Source organism: Roseateles sp. GW821-FHT02E12 (genome assembly GCF_059421665.1).
Genome location: NZ_JBWKVK010000002.1, coordinates 211,290 through 226,828, shown reverse-complemented (window position 1 = coordinate 226,828; position 15,539 = coordinate 211,290). Strand labels below are relative to the sequence as shown.

Annotated in this window: 21 protein-coding genes; 5 read left to right on the top strand and 16 right to left on the bottom strand. The window is 67.1% G+C overall.

The features are described 5' to 3' along the window. The first annotated feature begins 32 nt into the window (after positions 1 to 32). On the top strand, positions 33 to 533 hold the full coding sequence (locus AC07V5_RS11800) for a chemotaxis protein CheW (protein WP_495115867.1): 501 nt from the start codon (positions 33 to 35) through the stop codon (positions 531 to 533). Between the two features lie 170 nt (positions 534 to 703). Beyond that, positions 704 to 1,621, top strand: coding sequence for an RNA polymerase sigma factor RpoH (gene rpoH / locus AC07V5_RS11795; protein WP_495115866.1), 918 nt, complete (start codon positions 704 to 706; stop codon positions 1,619 to 1,621). Positions 1,622 to 1,666: 45 nt separating this feature from the next. Here the strand turns inward: rpoH and AC07V5_RS11790 are convergent, their stop codons facing one another. The 5 genes from AC07V5_RS11790 to AC07V5_RS11770 form a co-directional block, all read right to left on the bottom strand. After that, complete coding sequence (locus AC07V5_RS11790) at positions 1,667 to 2,281, bottom strand: SCO family protein (protein ID WP_495115865.1); 615 nt, start codon at positions 2,279 to 2,281, stop codon at positions 1,667 to 1,669. Then, positions 2,278 to 3,183 (bottom strand): heme o synthase, encoded by a 906-nt coding sequence (cyoE, locus tag AC07V5_RS11785; protein ID WP_495115864.1) that lies wholly within the window; start codon positions 3,181 to 3,183, stop codon positions 2,278 to 2,280. Before cyoE ends, AC07V5_RS11790 begins: the two co-directional genes overlap by 4 nt. 2 nt (positions 3,184 to 3,185) lie before the next feature. Further along, positions 3,186 to 4,274 (bottom strand): COX15/CtaA family protein, encoded by a 1,089-nt coding sequence (locus tag AC07V5_RS11780; RefSeq protein ID WP_495115863.1) that lies wholly within the window; start codon positions 4,272 to 4,274, stop codon positions 3,186 to 3,188. Between the two features lie 73 nt (positions 4,275 to 4,347). Then, entirely contained in the window at positions 4,348 to 5,049 is a 702-nt protein-coding gene (locus AC07V5_RS11775; protein WP_495115862.1) for an SCO family protein, read from the bottom strand. Beyond that, positions 4,997 to 5,707, bottom strand: coding sequence for an SURF1 family protein (locus AC07V5_RS11770; protein WP_495115861.1), 711 nt, complete (start codon positions 5,705 to 5,707; stop codon positions 4,997 to 4,999). Before AC07V5_RS11770 ends, AC07V5_RS11775 begins: the two co-directional genes overlap by 53 nt. Before the next feature lie 30 nt (positions 5,708 to 5,737). Between AC07V5_RS11770 and AC07V5_RS11765 the strand changes: the two genes are divergently transcribed. Next, positions 5,738 to 5,956, top strand: a complete 219-nt coding sequence (locus AC07V5_RS11765) for a DUF2909 domain-containing protein (protein WP_495115860.1) — start codon at positions 5,738 to 5,740, stop codon at positions 5,954 to 5,956. Positions 5,957 to 6,023: 67 nt separating this feature from the next. Here AC07V5_RS11765 and AC07V5_RS11760 read toward each other — a convergent pair whose 3' ends face one another. The 7 genes from AC07V5_RS11760 to AC07V5_RS11730 all read right to left on the bottom strand — a co-directional run bounded on the left by AC07V5_RS11760 (position 6,024) and on the right by AC07V5_RS11730 (position 11,898). Beyond that, the gene (locus tag AC07V5_RS11760) at positions 6,024 to 6,908 is read right to left on the bottom strand and encodes a cytochrome c oxidase subunit 3 (RefSeq protein WP_495115859.1); all 885 of its coding nucleotides are present in this window, start codon (positions 6,906 to 6,908) and stop codon (positions 6,024 to 6,026) included. Between the two features lie 49 nt (positions 6,909 to 6,957). After that, positions 6,958 to 7,179, bottom strand: coding sequence for a DUF2970 domain-containing protein (locus AC07V5_RS11755; protein ID WP_495117057.1), 222 nt, complete (start codon positions 7,177 to 7,179; stop codon positions 6,958 to 6,960). Positions 7,180 to 7,196: 17 nt separating this feature from the next. Further along, positions 7,197 to 7,811, bottom strand: a complete 615-nt coding sequence (locus AC07V5_RS11750; RefSeq protein WP_495115858.1) for a cytochrome c oxidase assembly protein — start codon at positions 7,809 to 7,811, stop codon at positions 7,197 to 7,199. 1 nt (position 7,812) lies between these two features. Beyond that, positions 7,813 to 7,923 carry a cytochrome oxidase small assembly protein gene (locus AC07V5_RS11745; protein ID WP_235537733.1) on the bottom strand — a complete coding sequence of 37 codons (111 nt, stop codon included), beginning with the start codon at positions 7,921 to 7,923 and terminating at the stop codon, positions 7,813 to 7,815. Positions 7,924 to 7,928: 5 nt separating this feature from the next. Next, positions 7,929 to 9,587 (bottom strand): cytochrome c oxidase subunit I, encoded by a 1,659-nt coding sequence (gene ctaD, locus AC07V5_RS11740; protein WP_495115857.1) that lies wholly within the window; start codon positions 9,585 to 9,587, stop codon positions 7,929 to 7,931. A 28-nt stretch (positions 9,588 to 9,615) separates the two neighbouring features. Beyond that, complete coding sequence (coxB, locus tag AC07V5_RS11735; RefSeq protein ID WP_495115856.1) at positions 9,616 to 10,800, bottom strand: cytochrome c oxidase subunit II; 1,185 nt, start codon at positions 10,798 to 10,800, stop codon at positions 9,616 to 9,618. 174 nt (positions 10,801 to 10,974) lie between these two features. Next, the gene (locus AC07V5_RS11730) at positions 10,975 to 11,898 is read right to left on the bottom strand and encodes a class I SAM-dependent methyltransferase (RefSeq protein WP_495115855.1); all 924 of its coding nucleotides are present in this window, start codon (positions 11,896 to 11,898) and stop codon (positions 10,975 to 10,977) included. 23 nt (positions 11,899 to 11,921) lie between these two features. Here AC07V5_RS11730 and AC07V5_RS11725 point away from each other — a divergent pair, with 23 nt between their 5' ends. Together AC07V5_RS11725 and trmL are read left to right on the top strand one after the other, a co-directional pair. Continuing rightward, positions 11,922 to 12,677: a ComF family protein gene (locus AC07V5_RS11725; RefSeq protein ID WP_495115854.1), complete on the top strand. Its 756-nt coding sequence runs from the start codon at positions 11,922 to 11,924 to the stop codon at positions 12,675 to 12,677. Between the two features lie 26 nt (positions 12,678 to 12,703). Further along, positions 12,704 to 13,174 (top strand): tRNA (uridine(34)/cytosine(34)/5-carboxymethylaminomethyluridine(34)-2'-O)-methyltransferase TrmL, encoded by a 471-nt coding sequence (trmL, locus tag AC07V5_RS11720; RefSeq protein ID WP_495115853.1) that lies wholly within the window; start codon positions 12,704 to 12,706, stop codon positions 13,172 to 13,174. A gap of 2 nt (positions 13,175 to 13,176) precedes the next feature. Here the strand turns inward: trmL and AC07V5_RS11715 are convergent, their stop codons facing one another. The 4 genes from AC07V5_RS11715 to AC07V5_RS11700 all read right to left on the bottom strand — a co-directional run bounded on the left by AC07V5_RS11715 (position 13,177) and on the right by AC07V5_RS11700 (position 15,515). Then, a complete protein-coding gene (locus tag AC07V5_RS11715; RefSeq protein ID WP_495115852.1) occupies positions 13,177 to 14,175 on the bottom strand; it encodes an NAD(P)H-dependent glycerol-3-phosphate dehydrogenase in 999 nt (332 codons plus the stop codon). Between the two features lie 76 nt (positions 14,176 to 14,251). Next, a complete protein-coding gene (gene secB, locus AC07V5_RS11710) occupies positions 14,252 to 14,731 on the bottom strand; it encodes a protein-export chaperone SecB (protein ID WP_495115851.1) in 480 nt (159 codons plus the stop codon). A gap of 116 nt (positions 14,732 to 14,847) precedes the next feature. Then, positions 14,848 to 15,108, bottom strand: a complete 261-nt coding sequence (gene grxC / locus AC07V5_RS11705; RefSeq protein ID WP_495115850.1) for a glutaredoxin 3 — start codon at positions 15,106 to 15,108, stop codon at positions 14,848 to 14,850. Between the two features lie 68 nt (positions 15,109 to 15,176). After that, a complete protein-coding gene (locus tag AC07V5_RS11700) occupies positions 15,177 to 15,515 on the bottom strand; it encodes a rhodanese-like domain-containing protein (protein WP_495117056.1) in 339 nt (112 codons plus the stop codon). Positions 15,516 to 15,539: the final 24 nt, after the last annotated feature.

Genomic DNA, 15,539 nt, shown 5'->3' with positions numbered 1-15,539 from the left:
GGCCCAGCTTTTCTAAAAGACAGCAGCGTCCGATGAGCTCCACCGACCTCGTTCCCAGCACCGCTGCCCAGGCCGTGCAGACCTCGGCACGAACCGATGGCCGCCAGTTCCTGACCTTCCGCATTGGCGAGGAGGAATACGGCATGGACATCCTGCGCGTGCAGGAGATCCGCTCCTATGAGGCGCCCACCCGCGTCGCCAACGCGCCGGCCTTCGTCAAGGGTGTCGTCAACCTGCGCGGCGTCATCGTGCCCATCGTGGACCTGCGCATTCGCCTCGGCCACACCGGTGAGTACAACGCCTTCACTGTCGTCATCGTGCTGAACGTGGCCGGCCGCGTTGTCGGCATCGTGGTCGACTCGGTCTCGGACGTGCTGGAACTGAGCACCGACGAGATCAAGGCCCGCCCCGAAGTGCCGGCCGCGCTGGACGCCCGCTTCATCACCGGCCTGGGCAAGCTCGGCGAGCGCATGCTGATCCTGCTCGACATCGAGGCGATGATCAAAAGCCCGGATTTCGGCCTCGTCGACTGAGCGTCGCCGTGGCTGGGAATGGCTGTAAGTTAGCGCCTGCCCACTGTTTCACCGTTGGAAACAATGCATTCCAGCTGACGCACCATCGAACTTAGCACTCACCGAACCAGAGTGCTAATATCCTGTTCACCGCGGCAGTTCACGCCGCGGTTTAGCAAGGATTCAAGACGATGTCTGCTTCTTCCGCCATTGCCGTTCGCAGTCCCTGGGCCGTCGTGCCCTCACTGGGCAATCTGGACGCCTACATCTCCGCCGTCAACCGCCTGCCGCTGCTGACCGCAGAGGAAGAAGGTTCGGCCGCGCGCAGCCTGCGCGACAAGGGCGATGTGGAAGCCGCCGGCCGCATGGTGCTGTCGCACCTGCGCCTGGTCGTGTCCATCTCGCGCCAGTACGTCGGCTACGGCCTCCCCCAGGGTGACCTGATCCAGGAAGGCAATGTCGGCCTGATGAAGGCCGTCAAGCGCTTCGACCCGGATCAGGGCGTGCGCCTGGTGAGCTACGCCATGCACTGGATCAAGGCCGAGATCCACGAGTACATCCTGAAGAACTGGCGCATGGTCAAGGTGGCCACCACCAAGGCCCAGCGCAAGCTGTTCTTCAACCTGCGCTCGATGAAGCACCAGCTGAAGGCCGGCCAAGCCGACGGCCAGACGCATCGCAACACGCTGACCGAAGCCGAACTGGCGCATGTGGCGAGCACGCTGAACGTCAAGCGCGAGGAAGTGCTGGAGATGGAGACCCGCATGTCGGGCGGCGACGTGGCCCTGGAGCCGCAGACCGACGACGACGGCGAGAGCTTCGCGCCCATTGCCTACCTGGCCGATGACAGCCACGAGCCGACCCGCGTCATCGAGGCCCGCTCGCGTGACGAGCTCGCCGGCGACGGCATCCACCGCGCGCTGGACGTGCTGGACGCCCGCAGCCGCCGCATCGTCGAAGAGCGCTGGCTGAAGGTGAACGACGACGCGTCGGGCGGCATGACGCTGCACGAGCTGGCGGCCGAGTACGGCGTGTCGGCCGAACGCATCCGCCAGATCGAGGTGGCGGCGATGAAGAAGATGAAGAAGGCGCTGACCGAGACGGCTTGACCCAGTCTTGTCCGCGCAAACAAAAGGCCCCGTAAGGGGCCTTTTTCATTTCTTGCCGGCTTCGGCCAGCAGCAGCTTGATGTCGTCCGCCAGCGGCTGCGCCCCCGAGCCGTAGCGAGCGTAGACGCGCACGCGGCCTTCGGTGTCGAAGATGAAGCTGGCGGCCGTGTGATCCATCGTGTAGGTCTCCGGCGTCTTGCCCGGCACCTTGGCGAAGAAGACCTTGAACTCCTTGGCGGCGGCCTTGGTCTGCTCCTCGCTCCCACGCAGCGCGACGAAGCTGGGATCGAAGCTGGCGAGGTAGGGCTTGAGCAGCGCCGCTGTGTCGCGTTCGGGGTCGATGGTGACGAAGATGCCCTGCACCTTGTCGCCGTCGGCGCCCAGGCCGCGCTTGACCTCGGCCACCTCGGCCATCGTCGTCGGGCAGACGTCCGGGCACTGCGTGTAGCCGAAGAAGACCACCAACACCTTGCCCTTGAAGTCGGCCAGCGAGCGGGCGCGGCCGTCCTGGTCGGTCAGGTTCAGCTGCTTGGCGTAGTCGGCGCCGGTCAGCTCGATGCCCTTGAAGGCGGGCTTGTCGGGGCCAGCCTTCTGGCACCCGGCAAGAGCCAAAGCGGCCAACGCGGTCAGCGCCGCCAGTGCAAAACGGCGTGTGTTCATGGCAGATAGTGGTCGATCAACAGGGCCGCGAAGAGCAGCGACAGATGCCAGATGGAGAACCAGAAGGTCCGCCGCGCGAGCATCTCCGAATACGAGCGCCACAGCCTAAAGGCATAGCCGCAGAAGCCCAAGCCGAGCGCGACGGCGCTGACCAGGTAGAACCAGCCGCTCATGCCGGTCAGGAAGGGCAGCAGCGTCGCCGCGAACAGCACCCAGGTGTAGAGCAGGATCTGCAGCCGCGTGTAGTCGTTGCCGTGGGTGACGGGCAGCATCGGCAGGCCGGCGCGGGCGTAGTCCTCGGCGCGGTAGAGCGCCAGCGCCCAGAAGTGCGGCGGCGTCCACAGGAAGATGATGAGGCACAGCAGCCAGGGCTCGGGGCCCAGGTCGCCGCGCAGCGCAGCCCAACCCAGCACCGGTGGCATGGCGCCCGAAGCGCCGCCGATAACGATGTTCTGCGGCGTCATCGGCTTGAGGATGACGGTGTAGATGACGGCGTAGCCGATGAAGGTGGCGAAGGTCAGCCACATGGTCAGCACGTTGACGTAGAAGCCCAGCAGCGCCATGCCGGCCGCGCACAGCAGCGCCGAGAAGGTCAGCGTCTGGGTGCGGCTGAGCTCGCCCTTGGCGGTGGCGCGCCAGGCGGTGCGCTTCATGCGCGCGTCGATACCGTCCTCGATGAGGCAGTTGAAGGCGGCCGCCGCGCCGGCGACCAGCCAGATGCCGGCGACGGCCGCGAGCATGGTCAGGGCCTGGGCGAGCGTTGGCGGGCCGGGCACGGCCAGGGCCATGCCGATGGCCGCGCAGAAGACGATGAGCTGAACGACGCGCGGCTTGGTCAGCTGGTAGAACTGCTGCCAGCGCGGGCTGTGCACGAAGGCGCTGGCGGTGGACGTGGAAGCCATGATCAGGGTCCGACGCGCTTCAGGCGCGCGAGCAAGGTGGTGAGCAGAGCCAGCAGCACGGCAGCGCCGGCGGTGTGGGCCAGGGCGGCGGCGATGGGCCAGTCGAGCACGACATTGGACAGGCCCGAGGCCAGCTGCCAGGCGGCGGCGGCCAGCAGCCAGCGGGTCCAGGCGGGTGCAGTGCGCCGCAGCGCCCAGGCGAGCGCCAGGATGGCCGCGAAGACGAAGGCCGCGCCGAGACGGTGAGCCATGTGGATGGCGGCCAACGCCTCGAAGCCCAGCCAGCCGCCGTCGGCGCGCTGGCCCAGATGGCGCCAGAGCTGGAAGCCCTGCGCGAAGTCCAGATGCGGCCACCATTGGCCGCCGTGGCAGGTGGGGAATTCGTCGCAGGCCAGCACGGCGTAGTTCGTGCTGACCCAACCGCCGAGAGCGACCTGGGCGAGCGCGAGCACGAGGACGACTGCAACCGCGCGGCGCAGTGCCGGCGGCGCCGCGACCGGCCGCGGCTGGTAAGCCTCGTGCTGCCAGGCCAGCAGCATCAGCAGGCCGATGCCGAACAGCAGGTGCAGCGTGACGATGGCCGGAAAGAGCTTCATCGTGACCGTCAGCGCACCGAAGGCGCCCTGCACGCAGACCCAGAGCAGCGTCAGCGTCGGCAGCCAGGGCGAAGGCGAGGCCTCGCCGTCATGGCGCTTGAGCCGCCAGCTGAGGGCTGCCATGACGAGGATGAGCAGGCCGACGCCGCTGGCCAGATAGCGGTGGATCATCTCGATCCAGGCCTTGCCATGGGTGACCGGGCCGGTCGGCATGGCCACCTGCGCAGCCTCGATGTGCGCCTGGGCGCCGACCGGGCTGGCGGCGCTGTAGCAACCGGGCCAGTCGGGGCAGCCCAGGCCCGAGTCGGTCAGGCGCGTGAAGGCGCCGAACACGATCAGGTCGAAGGTCAGGAACAGCGTCAGCAGCGTCAGCGCACGCAGGCGCCCCGCCGGCGTCGCGCTGCGTGAACGCTGCCGCCACCACAGCAGCGGGCCGATGGCCACGGCGCCGCCGATGGCAGCGACCTGGCCGAGGGGGAGCAACAGGTCGGTCATCAATGCCCGCCCGGCCGCCCGAAGGGCATTGGCGCCCCCTCGGGGGGCAGTGAACGCAGTGAGCGTGGGGGCATCATCTTCCTGCGTTGTCCCAACTGGCACTGGCCTTCAGCAGCTTGTCGAGGTCGGCCTTGAGCTTCTTGGGCTCGGGCTCGGCCGGCGCACGCTCCATCCAGCGGTTCATCGGATCGATGACGTAGAAATGGCCAGCCAGGGTCTGCCCTTCGGCCGGCTTCAACCAGGCGGCCAGGCGCTCGGCCGGCACGCGCAGCACGGTGACCTCGGCGCCTTTCTGGCTGACGGCGGCCAGCACCTCGGGGCGAGGCGTGCCGGCATCTGGAATGAGCCAGAGCTTGTCGACGCGTGCCCGCTCCTTGCCCAGCATCTCGCGCAGCTGACGCTGCACGAAGAGCTGGCGCTCGCAAGCGGCCGGGCAGTCCGAACCCTGGACGACGGCCAGCAGCCACTGGCCGCGCAGCGACGCCGGAGCGACGGGTTGGCCCTGTAGATCGGTCAGCGGCAGGTCGGCCGGCATGTCGACGGCGGGTGCAATCAACTCGCCGTAGGCAGAACCGCTGGGCTTGACGACGTAGAAGGTGAAGTAGGACGCGACGACCGGCGCTGCGCACATGGCCAGCACGAGCAGCATCTTCCAGCGGCCGGCGCGTTGCTGCGGCACCGCGCGTGGGTTGGGCAGGCTGTGCACCGCGAAGCTCAGCGGCTCAGGCGTGCTGCTGGCGTTTGAGCCGGGGGCGGACGAGTTGGAACCAGACATAGAGGACCAGGATCAGCGCGCAGAGCGCAAACCATTGAAAGGCGTAGCCATAGTGTTTGTGAAGGCCGAGTTCCGGCGCGGGCCAGTGGCGCAGCAGGCCATCATCGACGCTGGTGTCGGTCTGCACGACGGTCAGCGGCAGCAGCTTCAGGCCGGATTCGGCGCCGAAGGCCGCAGGGTCGAGATTCTGCCGGATCGCCCCGGCCGAACCCTCGCCCAGCTCATAAAGCCGGGAGGGCGAGGCCGCGAGCCGGCCGACGACTTCGATATCTCCGGCCGGGGTGGCCAGCGGCAGCAGGCGATTGCGGTCCACCGAGTGACGCGGCGCCCAGCCGCGTTGAACGAGGATGGCCTCCGTGCTTCCGGCAAGGCGCAGCGGCGTCACGACGAAGAAGCCGACCCGGCCGTCCATGGGGCGGTTGTCCAGCCAGACGGTGTGCTCGACGACCCAGCTGCCGCGCAGCACGACGCGGCGGTGCAACTGGTCGCCACCGAGTTCGGCATTGCCCAGGGCGGGCCGCTGGGCTTGCGCCTCGATGGCCGCCTGCAAAGCCAGCTTCTGCGCGGCACGGTCGAGTTGCCACAGCCCCAGGCGCGCCGTCAGCGCGGCGCTCAGCAGGGCTGCCACGAGCACCACCCAGCCTCTGCGGCTCAGCATGGCATCACCCCGGGCGGATAATCTCCAGCCATGAAATTCGTGATCCTGATCGCCTTCATCGGCATCTTCGGCGCGCTGGCCTCGGCCGGCTTCTTCATGCTGCGCAAAGGCAGTGGCGACAAGCGCAGCCCCAACATGGCACGTGCGCTGGCGGTGCGCGTCGCGGTATCGGTGGCGCTGTTTGCCATCATCCTGCTGAGCTGGTTCATGGGCTGGATCGAGCCGAGCGGCCTGCCGATGCGGCACTGACGGGCGGCGAAAGCATGAAAAAAGCGCCGCTTCCGCGGCGCTTTGTCTTTGTGGGCGCCGCGGCGCCTTACAGCCAGTAGACGACGACGTACAGGCCCAGCCAGACGACGTCGACAAAGTGCCAGTACCAGGCCGCGCCTTCGAAGCCGAAGTGGCGGTCGGCCGTGAAGTGCCCCTTCATCAGCCGGATCGTGATGAACAGCAGCATCAGCGCACCCACGCAGACATGGAAGCCGTGGAAGCCGGTCAGCAGGAAGAAGGTGGAGCCGAACACGCCTGACGTCAGCTTGAGGTTGAGCTCGGTGTAGGCGTGGTGGTATTCGTAGGCCTGGAAGCCCAGGAAGGTAACGCCCAGCAGCACGGTGATCCACATCCAGGCGATGGTCTTGCCGCGTTGGCCGGCGATCAGCGCGTGGTGGGCGATCGTCAGGGTGACGCCCGACGTCAACAGCAGCGCGGTATTGATCGTCGGGATGGGCCAGGGACCCATCGTGCTGAAGGCCTCGACGGTGCCGCCCGGTGCGGCGGTGAAGCCCGGTGCCGTGCTGGGCCAGATGGCCTTGAAGTCCGGCCAGAGCAACCCGTTCTCCAGGTTGCCGAGCTCAGGCACCGATTGCACGCGGGCCCAGTACAGCGCGCCGAAGAAGGCGGCGAAGAACATCACCTCCGAGAAGATGAACCAGCCCATGCTCCAGCGGAAGGAGACGTCGATGCGGTCGCTATAGAGGCCGCCCTCGCTCTCGCCGATCGCCTGGCGGAACCACTGCTGCAGCACGAAGGCCCAGAAGGCCAGGCCGCCGAACAGCGAGTACATGCCCCAGCCGTGGCCGTTGACCCATTGGCCCGCGCCCAGGATGACGAAGAACAGGCCGGTGGCGGCCAGCACCGGGTGCCGCGAGGGCGCCGGGACGAAGTAGTACGGGGTCTTGCCCGAGGTAGTCGCTGCCGACATGTTGTTCTCCTAGTACTCGCTCGTTCTGAACTTTATTGCGCCCGGGCCGTCAGGCCGCGGCCACGCCACTGCCGATGACCCAGCGGACCAGCAGCACCAGCATCAATACGAACACGGCCGCGCCAAGCACGCCCGCGATCAACACATGCACCGGGTTGAGCTTGGCCATGTCCTGCTCATGATCCCTGCCCCGGCGCACGCCAAAAAAACTCCAGGCCACGGCCGAGATCGTCTGGCGCAGCGAGGCCTTGCGGCCCACGGCGTCCTTCATATCCTGACCCGGCTTGCTCACAGTGAGGCTCCCGCAGCCGAACGTGATTCAGGCGCCTGACCCAGCTTCACACCACCTTTGCCCGCCACCTCGAAGAAGGTATAGGACAGGGTGATGGTCTTCACATCCTTGGGCAGCTTGCGGTCGATGACGAACACGACCGGCCACTGCTTGCTCTCGCCCGGCTTCAACGTGTACTCGTTGAAGCAGAAGCATTCCAGCTTGTTGAAATGCGCACTCGCCTGCATGGGCGCGTAGCTCGGGATGGCCTGCGCCGCCATCGTGCGGTCCTGCACGTTGCGGAACTCGTACATCACCTGGGTCAGCTCGCCCGGGTGCACCGTCATGTGGCGCACGGCAGGCTTGAAGTCCCAGGGGCCGCGCGCGTTGGTGTCGAACTCCACCGTGATCTCGCGGCTGTAGTCGACCTGGCCATTGCCGTCGGCGATGCCCTTGCTGGAAAGCACCGTCTGGCGTTCGGCCAGCGACAGCACGTTGATGCCCAGCGCGTTGCAGATCGCCTTGTACAGCGGCACCAGCGCGTAGCCGAAACCGAACATCAACGCGACGATGACCGCCAGCTTCATGACGAGCTGACGGTTGTCGCGGTTCAGTGCGGCGAGTAAACGCATGTCAGTGGGCCAGCAGCACCATCTTCGTGACGAAGCCGATGCCGAAGACCAGTGCAATCGACAGCAGGATCAAACCCAGCCGACGGTTGGCCTTGCGCTGTTCGGGCGTCATGGCTATCAGTGGCCGTGCACGATCTTGGTGGCCGAGGCGTCCAGCTTGGGCGGCTCTTCGAAGGTGTGGAACGGCGCCGGCGACGGCACTTCCCACTCCAGGCCTTCAGCGGCTTCCCAGGGCTTCTGCGGGGCCTTCTCGCCCTTGCCGCGCATCATCGGGACGACGATGAACAGGAAGAAGTAGACCTGCATCAGGCCGAACCAGAAGGCGCCGATGGAGGCGATCTGGTTGAAGTCCGTGAACTGCATCGGGTAGTCGGCATAGCGACGCGGCATGCCGGCCAAACCCAGGAAGTGCATCGGGAAGAAGGTCACGTTGAACGCGATCAGCGAGCCCCAGAAGTGGATCTTGCCGCGGGTCTCGGAGTACATGACGCCGGTCCACTTCGGGCCCCAGTAGTACACGCCGGCGAACAGCGCGTACAGCGAGCCGGCCACCAGCACGTAGTGGAAGTGGGCCACGACGTAGTAGGTGTCCTGCAGCTGGATGTCGACCGGCGCCATCGCTAGGATCAGGCCGGTGAAGCCGCCCATCGTGAACACGAAGATGAAGCCGACCGCGAACAGCATCGGCGTCTCGAAGGTCATCGAGCCGCGCCACATCGTCGCCAGCCAGTTGAAGATCTTCACGCCCGTGGGCACGGCGATCAGCATGGTCGCGTACATGAAGAACAGCTGGCCCGTCACCGGCATGCCGGTGGCGAACATGTGGTGGGCCCACACGATGAAGGACAGGATGGCGATGGAAGCCGTGGCGTACACCATGGAGGCGTAGCCGAACAGGCGCTTGCGGGCGAAGGCCGGCACGATCTGGCTGACGATGCCGAAGGCCGGCAAGATCATGATGTAGACCTCGGGGTGGCCGAAGAACCAGAAGATGTGCTGGTACATCACCGGGTCGCCGCCGCCTGCGGGGTTGAAGAAGGCGGTGCCGAAGTGGCGGTCGGTCAGCGTCATCGTGATGGCGCCGGCCAGCACGGGCATGACGGCGATCAGCAGGTAGGCCGTGATCAGCCAGGTCCACGCGAACATCGGCATCTTCATCAGCGTCATGCCAGGGGCGCGCATGTTGAGGATGGTGACGATGATGTTGATGGAGCCCATGATGGACGAGGCGCCCATGATGTGCATCGCGAAGATGCCGGCGTCCATCGATGGGCCCATCTGCAGCGTCAGCGGCGCGTACAGCGTCCAGCCTGCGGCGGGGGCGCCGCCGGGCATGAAGAAGCTGCCAACCAGCATCAGTGCCGCGGGGATCAGCAGCCAGAAGCTGAAGTTGTTCATCCGCGCGAAGGCCATGTCGCCCGCGCCGATCTGCAGCGGGATCATCCAGTTCGCGAAGCCGACGAAGGCCGGCATGATGGCGCCGAACACCATGATCAGACCGTGCATGGTCGTGAACTGGTTGAAGAGTTCGGGGTTGAAGAACTGCAGGCCCGGCTGAAAGAGTTCTGCGCGGATGCACAGCGCCAGGATGCCGCCGACCATCAACATCGCGAACGAGAACAGCAGATACAGCGTGCCAATGTCCTTGTGGTTGGTCGCGAAGACCCAGCGGCGCCAGCCGGCGGGCGCGTGGTGGTCGTGATGATCGTCGTGGTGGTCGTGGGCATGGCCGTCATGGCCGCCGTGAACGCCGTGGGGTGGGAGCACTGCACTCATTTGGATTCCTCTGATTCGGCGTTCGGAATTACTTGCGGGCAGCGACCACTTCGGCCGGCTGCACCGTCTGGCCCGTCTTGTTGGACCAGCTGTTCTTCGTGTACGTGATCACGGCGGCGATATCGGTGTCGCTGAGCTGCTTCCAGGCGGGCATGCCCTTGTCCATGCGGCCGTTCAGCACGACCTGGACTTGCTGCAGCTTGTCTTCAGCCAGCACGACGGGCGACTTGTCCAGCGCCTTGATCGGGCCGGCACCACTGCCGTCGGCCTTGTGGCAGACCGCGCAGTTGGCGCCATAGACCTTCTCGCCGCGGGCGATCAGTGCAGCCTGCTCCCAGACCTTGCTCGGGTCGTCGGCCTTGGCGGCGATTTCCTTCTTCTTGCCATCCACCCACTTGGTGTAGTCCTCGGCGGACACGACCTTCACGTGGATGGGCATGTAGGCGTGTTCCTTGCCGCACAGCTCGGCGCACTGGCCGTAGTAGTCACCGATCTTCTCGGCCTTGAACCAGGTGTCGCGCACGAAGCCGGGGATGGCATCCTGCTTGACGCCGAAGGCCGGCACCATCCAGGCGTGGATGACGTCGTTGGCCGTGGTGATGATGCGGATCTTCTTGTCCACCGGCACCACCAGCGGGTTGTCGACCTTCAGCAGGTAGTTGTCCACCGGTTCGGGCTTGCCGGAGTTCGAGGACTCGCGCTGCGCCGCGTCCAGCGTGGCCAGGAAGCCGATGCCCTCGCCTTCGCCCTTCAGGTAGTCGTAGCCCCACTTCCACTGGTAGCCGGTGGCCTTGATGGTCACGTCGGCGTTGGTGGTGTCCTTCATCGCGACGACCACCTTGGTGGCCGGCAAGGCCATGCCGATGACGATGAGGAAGGGCACGATGGTCCAGGCGATCTCGACGGCCACGCTCTCGTGGAAGTTGGCCGACACCGCGCCCTTGGACTTGCGGTGCTTGAAGATCGAATAGAACATGACGCCGAACACGGCGACGAAGATGACGACGCAGACGATCATCACGAAGTTGTGCAGCCACATCTGGTCGTGCGCGATGCGCGTGACCGGTTCGTGCAGATTGAGCTGATTGACGCCCGGGCCGCCCTTGAGGTCGTTCACCGCGAGGGCCGGGCCCGCTGCCAGGGCCGCCGCCGCCGTGGCCCACATGGCCAAAGCGCGTGAGGCGCTATGCACTCGTGCGTTCATCATCGTCATGGTTGTCACTTGGTTCTTTGAAGAGCGGGGCTTGCAATCAGGCCCAACGGCCGGATTTGAGACGCAAGTTCCGTGGATTGGGCCGGGTTTTGCCCCAGGCCCTCTATGCGGCGCAAGATTTTAGCCCACGCGCATCGCGCACCGATCCGCGCCAGCCCCGGGGAATCACTCCCTTCATCCCATTTCGCGCCCCTTGCGCAGTGAAGCACGCATGGCGTCGATGGACACATGGGTCTCCGCCGCCATCGTCAACCGCGGCGCGGCCTTGAAGGCGTGGCCGAAGACCAGCTCCATCGTCAGCGCCAGTCGGCCCTCGGTGTCGCGCAGGGTATCGAGCTCAGCCAGAAGCCGCCGCTGCCAGCCGCGACCGCGCAGCCCCGGAAAGCGCGCCGGCGCGAGATTGCCACCCAGCGCGCGCAGATCGGCCAGCAGGCTCTCGGGGCTGGCCCAGGTCAGGCGCAGTCGTTCCTGGTCCATGACGGGGTCGGCGAAGCCGGCTTTCAGCGCCAGGTCGCCGATGTCGTGCATGTCCCACCAGTCCGGCGCCGGTCGGCCCCAACCGTTGCGGGCATAGAGCGGGCGCAGCTCAATGAAGCTGTCCGGCCCCAGGCAGGAGAACATGATGAAGCCGTCGACCGCGATGCTGGCCTGCCATGCGCCAAGCAGCGCGGGCAGGTCGGCGCAGGCGTGCAGGGCCATGTTGGACCACAGCAGGTCCACCTCGGGGCGCACCGGCAGCGCGTTGACCTGGCCCATCGATGCGCCGCGCAGCTTGCGCCACCAGTTCAGCGCCCGCGCCTGTGCAGCACGCGCGGCCAGCTCGGCATCGGCCTCATGCCACAGCACTTCAGCGTTCGGGTAGGCCAGGCGCAGCAGTTCCGCGCTCGCGCCCAGTGCGGGCGAGGCATCGAGCACACGGGCCGGCTGCAGCTTGATGTAGCTGAGGCGCTCGGCCATACGGCGCGCCACCTCGGCATGCAGCCAGGGCGGCTGCTCGGCTTTCGCCAGGCGCCGGGCCTGATGGCGCAGCGCGGCCGCATCGAGATCCTGGGGCCGCGGCCCCTTGTTTGAAGTAGGGGTCGAGACCGGCTCACTCATGGGCTGGTCAGTATATTGAGCCGATGCCCGAGCGTTCCCTGTCGGACCCCAAGCCCGCATCGATCGAGAAGGTTCTGCTGCGCTGCGCCGGCCAGTGCGCCGTCTGCCGCGCCTGGAGCCACCAGACCATCTGCGAGAGCTGCCTCGCCCTGTATGCCCGCCCCCAGCCGCGCTGCTGGACCTGCGCGGCCCGGCTGCCGCTCGAACTCGCAGGCAGGCCGCGGCCGCAGTGTGGGCACTGCCTGCGCGAGCCGCCGCCGCTGGACCGCACCGTCGCCGCGCTGGACTACCGCTTCCCCTGGGACGGGCTGCTGCAGCATTTCAAGTACCACCAGGCACTGGACCTGCGCGAGAGCCTGCTGGAGAGACTGAACACGGCGCTCAGCGCGGCCGAGGTAGACGCGCCCGACTGGCTGCTGCCGGTACCGATGTCGGTCGAGCGGCTGCGCGAGCGCGGCTACAACCAGTCGCACGAACTCGCCAAGGCGCTGGCGAGGCGGCGCGGCCTGCGCTGCGAGCCCGAGCTGCTGCTGCGCGTGCGCCACAACGAGCGCCAGGCCGGCCTGAAACTGGAGGCACGCGCGGCCAACGTACGCGGCGTCTTCGCCGTCGACCCGCTGCGCGCGGGGGAGTTGCGAGGCACCAGCGTCGCCCTGCTGGACGACGTGATGACCAGCGGCGCGACGCTGTTCGAACTCGCCGACGTGCTGCTGCAGGCCGGCGTCATGAGCGTGCAGGCCTGGGTCATCGCGCGCACGCCCGACCCCGGCGAGGAGTAGCTGGACGGAGCGGGATACTTCCGCCCATGTTCCATATCGTCCTCGTCCAGCCGGAGATTCCGCCCAACACCGGCAATGTGATCCGGCTCGCGGCCAACACCGGCTGCAGCCTCCACCTGATCGAGCCCCTGGGTTTCTCGATGGAAGACCGGCTGCTGCAGCGCGCCGGCCTGGACTATCACGAGTACGCCCGCGTGCAGCGCCATGCCGACTGGGCGGCCTTCCTTGCGGCCGAGTCGCCTGACCCCGCACGGATGTTCGCCTTCACCACGCGCGGCAGCCGGCCCTTCGGCGAGGTGGCCTGGCAACCGGGCGACTACTTCGTCTTCGGCAGCGAGACGGCCGGCCTGCCGCCCGCGCTGCGCGATGGCTTTGCGCTCGAACAGCGAGTTCGGTTGCCGATGCTCGAAGGCCAGCGCAGCCTCAACCTGAGCAACAGCGTGGCCGTGGCCGTGTTCGAGGCCTGGCGGCAGAACGGGTACGCCGGCGGCGGCTGAGCCTATTCAGGACGGGCTTCGCGGCCCATCAGGCGCTCGACGGCTTCGCCCACGCGCAGCCGGCCTTCCAGCAGGGCCACCATGCCTTCGGTGATGGGCATCTCGACGCCGACTTCACGCGCCCGCGCCAGCACCGTTGGGGCGCTGTAGACACCCTCGGCAACATGGCCCAGCCGCGCCAGGATCTCCGGCAGCGCGAGGCCCTCGGCCAGCATCAGCCCGACACGCCGGTTGCGCGACAGGTCGCCGGTCGCCGTGAGCACCAGGTCGCCCAGGCCTGACAGACCCATGAAGGTCTCGACCTTGGCGCCCAGCGCCACACCCAGGCGCAGCATCTCGGCCAGCCCGCGCGTGATCAGCGCGGCGCGCGCATTCAACCCCGGCGCATCGGGCGCCGAGCCGGACAGCCCATCGCAGACGCCCACGGCGATGGCCATGACGTTCTTGACCGCGCCGCCGACCTCCACGCCGACGGGATCGCTCGACGTGTAGACGCGCAGCCGCTCGCCGTGAAAGGCATCGACCGCGGCTTGGGCGAGGTCGGCGTTCTCGCTGGCCGCCACCAGGGCTGTCGGCCGGCCGGCGGCAACCTCCTGCGCAAAGCTCGGGCCGGACAGCACCCCGACCCGCATGGCCGGTTGCAGCTCACGCGCGATCTCGTGGCCCAGCCGCCCGGTGCCGGCCTCGAAGCCCTTGCACAGCCACAGCACGCGCTGGCTCGAAGGCAGGGCAGCCAGCGTCTCGCGCAGGCCGGACATCGGCGTCGCGATGATGGTCAGGCCATCGGCCGCGTGGGCGATGGCTTCACCGCGGTTGGCACTCAGGCCGAGCGCGGGAGGCAGCGGGCTGTCCGGCAGATAGTCTGCGTTGCGGCGGCTTGCACGCATCTGCTCGATGGCCGCCGCGTCGCGGCCCCACAGGCAGACCTCGTGGCCGGCGTCGGCCGCCTGGATGGCCAGGGCTGTGCCCCAGGCACCGGCGCCCAGAACGCTGATCTTCATCGTCGTCATGCGTGGAAGTGTCCACCAAGTAAAACGCCCCGCTCGGGGCGGGGCGTCGTCTTGGCAGAAGCCGGACTCAGTTGACGGCCTGGCCGCCTTGCGCGGCGCGCTGGGCCTGCTGGGCTTCGAACATGGCCTGGAAGTTCACTTCGGTCAGCAGCACGGGCGGGAAGCCGGCGCGGGTGCAGACATCCGACACGATGGCGCGCAGATACGGGTAGACCATCTGCGGGCAGACGATGCCGAGGATGCCCTCGACCTGATCTTGCGGCACGTTGCGGATCTCGAAGATGCCGGCCTGCTTGGCCTCGACCAGGAACAGCGTCTTGTCGCCGACCTTGGTGTTGACGGTGGCCGTCACGCAGACTTCGAAGATGCCGTCGGTGACGTTCTCGGCCGACAGCGTCAGGTTGATGTCGACCTGGGGTTGCTGCTGTTCCAGCAGGATGTGCGGCGCATTGGGCTGCTCCAGCGACAGATCCTTCAGGTACATGCGCTGAATCTGGAACACGGGGACGCCCTCGGGGCTTTGTTGGGCTTGGATCTCGTCGGCCATGGGATTCTTTCGAACGGAACGTCAAACAAAAGCCCGCAGGCGGCGTGCTGCGGGCGGTAACTGGATTATGGGCGAGGCCCCGTGACAAACCGCCCGGGGCTTGCCCGGGCTTGAAATCACGCGGCCTGGAGCAAGGGCAGCAATCCGCCCTTCTGGTCGAGGGCGATGAGGTCGTCACACCCCCCGACATGGGTGTCGCCGATGAAGATCTGCGGCACCGTGCGGCGGCCCGTCTTGGCCATCATTTCCTGGCGCTCGACGGGATTGAGGTCGACGCGGACCTCGTCGATCTGGTCAACGCCGCGCTGCTTGAGCAGCATCTTGGCGCGCACGCAGAACGGGCAGACCAGGGTCGTGTACATCTTGACGGCAGCCATTGCCGATCTCCTTACGCAGTCTTTTTGCCAGAAGCAAACAAAACCAAGCCAGTCTGGCGAAAAACTGCTTACGCAGTTTTTTCGACCGGCAAGTTGGCCTCCCGCCAAGCCTTGAGGCCGCCCGCCAGCACCTGGGCCTTCTCGTAGCCCAGCTTGCGCAGCATGCCCGCGGCGCGGCCGGCGCGTGCGCCCGTCGGGCACACCAACACCAGCGGCAGGGCCTTGTTGGACGGCAAGGACTTGTGGCCCTCGATCTGGCCGAAGGGGATGTTGCGCGCGCCAACGGCATGGCCCTTGGCGAATTCCTCGGGCTCGCTGACATCGATCAGCACGCCCTTCTCGCGGTTGATCAGTTGCACCGCCTCGGCGGGGCCGACGCCGCCACCTTGGGAGCCCGACACCAGCATGGGCCAGAGCAGCAAAGCGCCCGA